Source organism: Mailhella massiliensis (genome assembly GCF_020741395.1).
In the GTDB taxonomy this organism is placed as follows: Bacteria; Desulfobacterota; Desulfovibrionia; order Desulfovibrionales; family Desulfovibrionaceae; genus Mailhella; species Mailhella massiliensis_A.
The window spans coordinates 1-9,621 of sequence record NZ_DYZA01000245.1; the positions used below are offsets into that span (position 1 = coordinate 1).

The window sequence follows — 9,621 nt, forward strand, 5'->3', positions numbered from 1 at the left end:
TGCCACCTTGGCGATGATATCTCCAAGTCTTATTCCCTGTCCCGAACACACATTGTACACTTCGCCCGGTGTTCCCTGTGTGAGAATGCGGTAGTAGGCATCCACCACGTCGCGCACGTCGAGAAAATCGCGTATGATGTCGATATTGCCCACGCGCATGGTGCCTTTGCCGCCGTTCTTCTTTATTTCGACCAGCTGTTTCACGAAGGAGGGCACGACAAATACATCCTTCTGGCGCGGCCCGATATGATTGAAGGAGCGCGTCATCATGATGTTCAGGCCGTAGCTTTCGGCGTAGAGTCTGGAGAGCATTTCCTGCGCCACCCGGGCCACGGCGTAGGGATTGCAGGGGCGAAGCTCGTATTCTTCCCGCAGGGGCATGGCTTCCGGGGGGTAGTTGCCGTATTCCTCGGAAGAGCCGATGGAAAGCAGCCGGGCGGAGGGGCATTCTGCGCGCACGGCCTCCACAAGATTAAGGAATATGGTGGTATTATTGGTGAAGCAGGCGGCTGGAGCCTTCCAGCTCTGCCCCACGGAGCTGATGGAGGCCAGATGTACGATATAGTCGGGCTGATAGGTCGCAATGATGCCACGCAGAGCAGGGGCGTCCATCAGGTTGAGCTGGGAATACCGGAAGGACGGATGTGTCCACGGCGCAACCTGCATCATGTCGAGTCCGAGTACCTGGGCTTCCGGCTCGTGTTCCAGCAGGTATTCCCAGAAGTAGCGGCCCACAAAGCCGCCGATGCCGGTAATGAGGTATTTTTTCATGGTATCAACGTATCCCGGGCAGGAAAGCGGCGGGGGAGGTAACCTCCGCCGCCATCGTATTACTTTTCGTTTTTCACGAGTTCCATGTCGTGCCGAACCATGAGCTTTACCAGCTCTTCAAACGAGGTCTTCGTGGGGTTCCAGCCCAGTTTGGTCCTGGCTTTGGTGGGGTTGCCCCAGAGGTTCACCACGTCCGTCGGGCGGTAGAATTTGGGCGAGACTTCCACGAGCACGCGGCCGGTCTTCTTGTCGATGCCCTGTTCCGCCTCGCCTTCGCCGCGGAATTCCAGTTCGATGCCCGCCTCGCGGAAGGCAAGGGTGCAGAATTCGCGCACGGAGTGCTGATCGCCCGTGGCGATGACGAAGTCTTCCGGTTCATCCTGCTGCAGGATGAGCCACATGCATTCCACATAGTCCTTGGCATAGCCCCAGTCGCGCAGGGCGGAAAGGTTGCCGAGGTACAGCTTGTCCTGTTTGCCCTGGGCGATGCGTGCGGCGGCAAGGGTGATCTTGCGCGTGACGAAGGTTTCGCCGCGCCTTTCCGATTCATGGTTGAACAGGATGCCGGAGCAGGCGTACATGCCGTAGGCTTCGCGGTATTCCTTGGTGATCCAGAAGCCGTACTGCTTGGCCACGGCATAGGGGGAATAGGGATGGAAGGGCGTGGTCTCGCTCTGCGGGCATTCCTCCACCTTGCCGTAGAGTTCGGAGGTGGAGGCCTGGTAGACGCGGCAGGTCTTTTCCAGGCCGCAGAGGCGCACGGCCTCAAGCACGCGCAGAACGCCCGTGGCCACCACGTCGGCCGTGTATTCCGGCACCTCAAAGCTCACCTGCACATGGCTCTGCGCGGCAAGATTGTAGAGTTCATCGGGCTTCACCAGGCCGACGATGCGCACAAGGCTCATGGAGTCGGAAAGATCGCCGTAGTGCAGGTGAAAACGGGGGTTGCCTTCCAGGTGGTCGATGCGGTCGCGCTTTTCCGTGGCGGAGCGGCGCACGATGCCGTGCACGTCGTATCCTTTTTCCAGCAGAAATTCGGCGAGATAGGATCCGTCCTGGCCGGTAACGCCGGTGATGAGAGCGGTTTTCATGAGTCCTTCCTTTATGTTTTATCGGGCTTATCCCCGGATTTCCTTCAACAGTTCTTCGGTTTTCTCTTCCATGAGGGCGGCGTTGCCCCGGCTTTCCACGTTGAGGCGCAGGATGGGCTCGGTGTTGGAGCCGCGCAGGTTGAAGCGCCATTCGGGGAAGGCCACGGAGAGTCCGTCGATATGGGTGGCTTCCGCGCCGGGAAGGGGGGCGTACTTTGCCTCCACGCGGGAGATGACGGCGGCCATGTCGTCCACGCGGGAATTGATCTCGCCGCTGCACGGGAAGGCGCGCATCCTGTCGTCCACACATTCGGCCAGGCTTTTGCCGGAATCGCTCAGCAACTGCGCCACGAGCAGCCACGGGATCATGCCCGAATCGCAGTAGGCGAAATTGCGGAAATAATGGTGCGCGCTCATCTCGCCGCCGTAGAGGGCGTCTTCCGCGCGCATTCTCTCCTTGATGAAGGCATGCCCGGTTTTGGATTCCACGGGTATGCCGCCCGCCTTTTTCACCACCTCCCGCGTGTTCCAGACAAGGCGCGGGTCGTGGATGATCTTCGCCCCGGGATGGGAGGCGAGAAGCGCTTCCGCGATCATGCCCACAAGGTAGTAGCCCTCGATGAAGCGGCCTTCCGCGTCGTAGAAGAAGCAGCGGTCGAAATCGCCGTCCCAGGCGAGGCCGAAGTCGGCCTTCAGCTCCCGCACTGCCTGCGCCGTGAGGGCGCGGTTTTCCGGCAGAAGGGGGTTCGGCACGCCGTGGGGGAAAGTCCCGTCCGGTTCTGCATGAATGATGCGGATGTCCAGAGGCAGGCGCTTGGCGAGCTCTTTCACCACAAGCCCGGCGCAGCCGTTGCCCGGGTCGGCCACGATGCGGAAACGCTTCAGCGTTTCCGGCCTCACATAGCCGAGAAGGTGTTCCAGATAGGCCCCGCGGAAGCTCGCCTCGGAAAAGCCCCCGGCGAGAGCGGCGGGAATGTCCTGCCCTGCGGCGATACGGCCCCGTATGGCGAAGAGCCCGGAATCCCCACTCACGGGCACGGCCCCGCGGCGCACCATCTTGAAGCCGTTCTCATCCGCCGGATTGTGGCTGCCCGTGACCATGATGCCGCCGTCGAAATCTCCGGCAAAGGCGGCGAAGTAGATTTCCTCCGTGCCGCACATGCCCACGCCCGTCACGTCTGCGCCCGCGGCCCGCAGGCCCTCGGCGAGCGCGCCGTACAGGGCCGGGCCGGAAAGGCGCGCGTCGTGCCCGACGACCACGCGCTTTGCCCCGAATTCGCGCACAAAGGCAAAGCCGATGTTCCGGGCCAGCTCTTCGTCCAGCGTGGAAGGATAGCGGCCCCGCACGTCGTAGGCCTTGAAGCCGGAAAGGTTCATGCCTTCACCTCCCCGGCGCGGCCGTAATCGTCCTGAAGGCGTACGATATCGTCTTCCCCGAGATAGGCGCCGGACTGTACCTCGATGAATACCAGCGGAATGGTGCCGGGATTCTTGATGCGGTGTTTCGTGCCGAGCGGCACATAGATGGATTCATTTTCCGTGAGCAGGCGCACCGTGTCGCCTATGGTCACTTCCGCCGTACCGCTCACCACGATCCAGTGCTCCGCCCTGTGATAGTGGAGCTGAAGGGAATTTTCCTCGCCCGGGTCCACCACGATGCGCTTGACCTGGAAGCGGTCGGAAAGCACCAGAGTCTCATAACTGCCCCAGGGGCGGTACACTTTGAGATGAATGTCGTATTCCGGGCGCTTTTCCAGCTTCAGCTTTTCCACCACATGCTTCACGTCCTGCGACTTGCGGCGGTCGGTGACGAGAATGGCGTCGCGCGTTTCCACCACAGCGAGGTCGTGCACGTCCAGCGCGGCGATGAGCCTGCCGGAGCTGCGCAGGTAGCAGTTCCGCGCGTTTTCCGTGATCACGTCGCCCTCGCAGGCGTTGCCTTTTTCATCCTTGGGCGAAACCTCATAAAAGGCTTCCCAGGAACCGAGGTCGCTCCAGCCGCAGTCCACGGGCACGACCACGGCCTTTTCCGTGCGTTCCATCACGGCATAGTCGATGGAATCGGAGGGGCTGAGGCAGAAGGACGCCCCGGGGCGGACGAAGCCGAGGTCGCTCACGCGCTCTTTCCACGCCTCCTGAACGGCCTGCCGGATATCAGGGGCGAAACGCCCGAGTTCTTCCAGGTATACGGACGCCTTGAAGAAGAATATGCCGGAATTCCAGTCATAGCCGCCTTCGGCGAGCATGGCGGACGCCCTTTCGAGGGAGGGTTTTTCCAGGAAGCTCTCCACCCTGAACACGCCCTTTTCCCTTTCCCCGCCGCGCCTGATGTAGCCGTAGCCCGTTTCCGGGCCGGAAGGCTGTATACCGAAGGTGACGAGCATGCCCGCCTCTGCGGAGGGGCGGGCCAGCTCCACGGCTTCACAGAATTTCTCCGGGTGCGCGAACCTGTGGTCGGAAGGCAGCACGAGCAGCAGCGAATCGCGCTCCTCCAGGGCTGCGAAGGCCGCCAGGGCTATGGCGGGCGCCGTGTTGCGGCTCATGGGCTCAAGGATGATGGAACCCGCCCTGCCCTCCTCGCGCATGGAGGCCCCGGCGTAGAAGCGGTAGGCGTCGTTGCTCACCACGATGGGCGCTTCCGTATCCCGGAGCGTGTCGGTGCGGCGCAGGGTTTCCTTGAAAAGCGTATCGCCGTTGCCAAGGATCATGAACTGCTTGGGATACTTGGCGCGGGAGGCGGGCCACAGCCTTGTGCCCGACCCGCCGCAGAGAATGACCGGCTGAATATTCATAGTGATTCCGTATGGTGATGTTGTTTGACGATTTCCAGCGTGCCCGGCATGTAGTGCCCCATGATGGCGACAAGCTCGCTCCGCTGTATGCCCATATTGATGAGGAAGCCCGCGAAGGAATGGCGCAGATCCGCGAGGCGCAGTTCCGGCCTGCCTATTTTCCGGCGCAGCAGATCCCAGGTATAAAAAAGGGAAACAAGGCGCTTGCCCGAAGGGGAAGAGAAAAGCCAGGGGACATGCTCCCGGCGGGGAAGGCGCCTTATGAGTTTCACGGCTTCGTTGCTGAGGGGGATGAGACGGCTTCGGCCCGTATAGGTCCTGGTGGTGAGGAGGGTGCCCCGCTTCAGGTCCACATCTTCCCATCGGGCGTTCAGAATCTCTGATTTGCCTGCCCCGGTAAGCAGGAGCAGATGAATGGCCCGGGCGCTGGGCCTGTCGGAATATTCTTCGAGCAGGCGGATGAGCGCGAGAGCCTCCTTTGAAGAAAGCGTTTCCGGGCGGCGCTTCTGCTTTCTCGTACAGACGGCGTTCTTGAAGGCGCTGTCGTCGGGCAGCACATGCCAGCGTACGGCGCAGTTCAGGATGTACTTGACCAGCCAGAAGATGCGGTAGCAGGAAGAAGGGGAAAGCCCTGTGATTTCCAGCGTGTCGAGCCAGTTCTCAAGGGCCTCGGCGTTCACCTCCGCAAGGGGGAGCGCGGAAAGATAGGGCAGAACATGCGCGGAAAGATAGCGTTCGTCCGTCTTCCAGCTGCGCTTGTTTTCGCGCACAAAGGGCAGATAGCGCTTTTGGACGAAATCCCCGAACAAAAGCGAACCGCCGGCAACCTGCCCGCCGATGCCGTTCCGTATGTTTTCCGACATGTTCTCTTCCGCCCCGTGTGTCGAAAAGGTGTACTTTTTGGACAGGCCGTTTTTCGGGCAGGAGAGTATTATTTTTTTACTGGAATTTTCGGAGCTTCCCTGATATAGGACGAGCAAACGACTGACACAATTACTGGTGTCCAAAAAGTACACCTTTTCGACAGGTTACAGGCGCACCGCTCTTCTTTCGTCATATCTGGCAAGGGAAGGGGGCTGGTATGTTTCCGAGCTTTTCCCCGCCTGCGCGGCAAGGGGGAAGAAGGCCGGGGCACGGAGGGCCTTTTCCGCAGAAAAAGCGCGTCGGCCTGCCGTATCGGAGGGGCTCCGCCCCCGCGCCCTTGCCGCAAGAAAGGCCTGGGGGAAAAAGAGGCGTGCACGGCCGCGCCCCGGAAAAAGCAGGATTCCGCCCCCCGCGGGGAGCTTTAAAACGCGAATTAGAATGGAATCAATTAGCTATTCCCCCCCCCCGCGGGGAGCTTCGCGTTGATCATGGAGATACGTCATTACTTACTTTAGGCATGGCCCGCGCGCGGGGAGCTTCACGGCCGCGCGACGGGGCGCGCCGGGGCAGGCCGGAGGAAGCGCGCCGCCCCGGAAAGAAGGCAGGAAAATCCTAAAATTTGATTTTTTCAAATAGTTGTGATAGCCCCTCCGGCGCCGGAGGGAAAAACGCCCCGCGCCCTTGCCGCAAACGGGGCGGGAAGGGGAAAGAAGCGCTTTTCATGAAAAAAGCAGGCCCTTCCGCACAGCTCCCGGCACAGGGAAAGACGCATGTGCGAAGGCTGCATGGGGCGCACGGCTCCCCCGGGGAAGCGGGATATCCGCCCCGCGCCTTCCCTCAGGCCATGGGGCGGCCGCCGCGCCCCGGCGCAAAAAGCGCCCTGCGGCCGGGAAAAGAGCGCAAAAAAAAGCGCCTCCCCGGGAAAGGGGAAGCGCCTCCGACGCTGTGCGGCTTGCCGGGCGTCCACGCCCTTCCGGCCTGCGGGGCGGGGAAACGTCCTCCGGGCGGGGCCCGGCGCGCGGGCTGCCCTTCGCGCGCAGGAAAACGGCTACAGGGTACGCAGAAGCGGGGCCTCGGGCAGGATTTCGCCGTTTCTGCCTATGGTCAGCACTTCACAGGGAATGTCGCGCCCGCACGAGGCCACGGCGCGGCGCACCGCGCTTTCCATGCCGCCGCAGCAGGGCACGTCCATGCGCGTGACGGTGATGCTGCGCACAGTGTTGCGCTTCAGAATCTCCCCGAGTTTTTCCGCATAGTCCACGCCGTCGAGCTTGGGGCAGCCGATGAGCGCCGCGCGGCCGCGTATAAAGCGGCGGTGGAAGTCGGCAAAGGCGTAGGCCGTGCAGTCCGCCGCGATGAGCAGGTCGGCCTCCTGAAAATAGGGTGCGTTCACCGGCGCAAGCTTGATCTGCACCGGCCAGAAGCGCAGTTCGCTCCTCATCTCCCCGGCCCCTTCGGCGGGAAGCGCGCGGCCCTGCCCTTCAAGATGCGCCTTCACCGCTTCTTCATCGTAGGCGTCCGCTTCGCGGAAATCGAAGGAAAGCGCCCCGGCCGGGCAGGCGGGCAGGCAGTCGCCGAGGCCGTCGCAGTAATCGTCGCGCACCAGGCGTGCCTTGCCGTCCACCATGGCGATAGCCCCTTCGTGGCAGGCCGCGGCGCACAGGCCGCAGCCGGTGCACGCTTCCTCATTGATATGGATGATCCTTCTGAGCATGGTTTCTCCTGATGTTTTTGTCGTGTCTCTCTGCGGGCAACAAGCGCATGCCCTGCCCTCTTCCGGTAAAAGCGCCCCTTCCGGCTCCCGGGCCCTTGGCGGCAGCGCTCCGAAGCCTTTGGGAAGCGGCCCGTGCGCCTGCCTTTTCCCGAAGCGGCAGGACGCGGCAAAGGCCTGCGCCGCCGGGATGAGAAAGCCTGCGCTCCGCCCTCTCCCAGGGCCCGCCGCTCTCCGGCAGGTTCCCGGCCATGCCGCGCGGAAGGGCACTCCCCGGGAACATTGCGCCGCCCGTGCCGGGAGGCCGGGCCTGCGGGGGTACAGAAAAGCGCAGCGCGGAAGCGGCGGGCCCTCGGGGAATCATTCCCCGGGCAGGATGCCCGCGCCCTCCCGCCCTTTACGCGCGGACTGCTCTGCCGCAGAACATAAACATAAGAATGATGTTGCCGCGGGCAAGGGGAACGCGCCGTGACTACAGGCATTGACGCGCCCTTTTTCCCCGACGTACACCGGCAAAAGCGCCTGCGGGCCCCGGAAAACGGCCCGCCCCTTCCGGCAGGCCCTCCCGCAGGGGGGGACGCCCGGCGGGAAAAGGCAGGCCCGGGCAGGAGCCGTTTCCGCGCCCGGGAAGGCTGCCTTCCCCCTTCCTGTGCGGGGCTTTTCGGACGCCGTGCGGCCCTGTGCGCCGCGGGCCGCGCCGGGGCGGGCCCTCCCGAGGAAAAGGGGGAAAGGTTCCGCCAGGTTCCCGGCTTTTCCCCCTGAGGGGAAATTTTCCAACCTTCAGGGAATGTTTCATGAACGACATTGACCGCATCTTTTTTGCCGTAACGGAGTATTTTTCCGGCGACGCGCGGCGCATACGGCATTTTGCCGGGGTGCACGCCTTCTCCCGCCTTCTGGGGCACGCGGAGGGGCTGGATGAGAAGACGCAGTTCACCCTTGAGGTTGCTGCGCTGGTGCACGATATCGGCATCCGAAAGGCGGAGGAAACATACGGCCGCTGCCCCGGCTCCCTCCAGGAAAAGGAAGGCCCGGCGGAAGCGAAGAAGCTCCTGGAAGGGCTTTCCCTGCCCCCCGACGTGGTGGAGCGCGTCTGTTACCTTGTGGGCCATCACCATACCTACAGCAACATGGACGGCGCGGACTACCGCATCCTCGTGGAGGCGGATTTTCTGGTGAACCTGTATGACGACGCCGAAAGCCCCGCCGCTGTGCGCGCGGCCCTGGAACGCGTGTTTTCCACCCAAAGCGGCAAGGCCCTGTGCAGGGCCATGTTCGGCATGAAGGGCGAAGACTGAGCCGGAAAAGCCCGGCCCCTTCTGCATAAGGAAGGCAATCCGCCCGGCCCCGGCGCGCAGCTTTCAGCCTTCGTGCCATGCGCCGCCTCTTTTTCTGCGCGGCTCCCCCTTGGGGCCGCAGGGGGCATCCTCTCTGCCTCCCCGCGCCCTCCTCCTGCCCCTCAGCTCCTCCCTGCCGGGCCCGAGGCACGGGAGCCCCGGAATTTTCCCTGCGCCCGCGCTCCCCTGCGCCGCCGAAGCATCCTGGGCAGGGAAGCGATACCCCCGCCTGCCGAAGCAGCCTCCCCCCGCGCCGGCCTTTTCCCCTGCGCCCGCCCTCCCCTGCCGCACGCCCCCAAATGTCCCGAGGGCCTGTGCCGCAGCATATCTTCTTGACATATCTATAAGAAATTTTCCATTAAAATCTCTTGCCACGGCAGGCAAAATTCCTTCTACTGCAAAGAAGGCGGAAACAGCCCGCCTGACGAGAGATGCCCTCCGAAAAAAGGCGACAACAGCCCGACGGCCACGGTCTTCGACTTTTGGAAAGCTTCCCGATGGAGAAAACCTCAGGGAAAATTCGGAAAAGAACAGCCTCGCCCGGCAGACATGCCGCATCGTTGCAAGGGCGTCGCCCAGAACGTGCCTCCGAGGCATGCCCCGCCACTCAATGCGTAACGGACGGAGGAAAGCAGGAGAAAGACATGAATGACGTCACCCCCGTGGAAGTCCCCAGCAAAAGTTCGGTCCATAAAGCAGGCAGTATTCTCAGAAAAGAAAAAAGTTCCCCTGAAGAAATGGATCTGGCCCTTGCCACCCTCTCCCGGTGGAGGGCGCTGCACTCCTACCCCATCAATACATTTCAGGCATACCTCCGCGGTAAGGTGAAGAAATCGGACTATGACGACCCCATTATAGCGCAGCGGTTGAAAAGACTGCCTTCCATCGTCCAGAAGCTGAAGCGCTACCCGCGTATGGGCCTGGAGACCATGCAGGACATAGGCGGACTCCGCGTCATTTTAAAAGACGTGAGCATGGTCTATAATCTGTATTCCACCCTGAGCAAAGCACGGTTCAAGCACATTCCGCTCCTCCCCCCCAATGATTACATAAAA

Annotated in this window: 7 protein-coding genes and 1 pseudogene; 2 read left to right on the plus strand and 6 right to left on the minus strand. The window is 62.4% G+C overall.

All coding sequences use genetic code 11. The annotated features are described in order from the left end of the window. From K8W16_RS11930 to K8W16_RS11955, 6 genes are all read right to left on the minus strand, one after another. On the minus strand, positions 1 to 771 hold a 771-nt coding region (locus tag K8W16_RS11930), incomplete at its 3' end, for a GDP-mannose 4,6-dehydratase (RefSeq protein WP_304124146.1). A 59-nt stretch (positions 772 to 830) separates the two neighbouring features. Beyond that, entirely contained in the window at positions 831 to 1,862 is a 1,032-nt protein-coding gene (gmd, locus tag K8W16_RS11935) for a GDP-mannose 4,6-dehydratase (RefSeq protein WP_304124148.1), read from the minus strand. Positions 1,863 to 1,889: 27 nt separating this feature from the next. Next, entirely contained in the window at positions 1,890 to 3,239 is a 1,350-nt protein-coding gene (locus K8W16_RS11940) for a phosphomannomutase (RefSeq protein ID WP_304124150.1), read from the minus strand. Then, entirely contained in the window at positions 3,236 to 4,654 is a 1,419-nt protein-coding gene (locus K8W16_RS11945) for a mannose-1-phosphate guanylyltransferase/mannose-6-phosphate isomerase (RefSeq protein ID WP_304124152.1), read from the minus strand. The genes K8W16_RS11940 and K8W16_RS11945 overlap by 4 nt, the downstream gene beginning before the upstream one ends. Then, positions 4,651 to 5,517, minus strand: a complete 867-nt coding sequence (locus K8W16_RS11950) for a site-specific integrase (protein WP_304124154.1) — start codon at positions 5,515 to 5,517, stop codon at positions 4,651 to 4,653. Before K8W16_RS11950 ends, K8W16_RS11945 begins: the two co-directional genes overlap by 4 nt. 1,049 nt (positions 5,518 to 6,566) lie before the next feature. Then, positions 6,567 to 7,232 (minus strand): ATP-binding protein, encoded by a 666-nt coding sequence (locus K8W16_RS11955; protein WP_304124157.1) that lies wholly within the window; start codon positions 7,230 to 7,232, stop codon positions 6,567 to 6,569. A 791-nt stretch (positions 7,233 to 8,023) separates the two neighbouring features. Here K8W16_RS11955 and K8W16_RS11960 point away from each other — a divergent pair. Beyond that, the gene (locus tag K8W16_RS11960; protein WP_304124158.1) at positions 8,024 to 8,527 is read left to right on the plus strand and encodes an HD domain-containing protein; all 504 of its coding nucleotides are present in this window, start codon (positions 8,024 to 8,026) and stop codon (positions 8,525 to 8,527) included. A gap of 683 nt (positions 8,528 to 9,210) precedes the next feature. Continuing rightward, a pseudogene (locus K8W16_RS11965) lies at positions 9,211 to 9,621 on the plus strand (hypothetical protein); the annotation flags it as partial.

Bases quoted from the DNA above. Each gene is read 5' to 3' on its own strand.
- K8W16_RS11950 (WP_304124154.1), bottom strand. From the start codon at position 5,517: ATGTCGGAAAACATACGGAACGGCATCGGCGGGCAGGTTGCCGGCGGT.
- K8W16_RS11940 (WP_304124150.1), bottom strand. From the start codon at position 3,239: ATGAACCTTTCCGGCTTCAAGGCCTACGACGTGCGGGGCCGCTATCCT.
- gmd (WP_304124148.1), bottom strand. From the start codon at position 1,862: ATGAAAACCGCTCTCATCACCGGCGTTACCGGCCAGGACGGATCCTAT.
- K8W16_RS11955 (WP_304124157.1), bottom strand. From the start codon at position 7,232: ATGCTCAGAAGGATCATCCATATCAATGAGGAAGCGTGCACCGGCTGC.
- K8W16_RS11945 (WP_304124152.1), bottom strand. From the start codon at position 4,654: ATGAATATTCAGCCGGTCATTCTCTGCGGCGGGTCGGGCACAAGGCTG.
- K8W16_RS11960 (WP_304124158.1), top strand. From the start codon at position 8,024: ATGAACGACATTGACCGCATCTTTTTTGCCGTAACGGAGTATTTTTCC.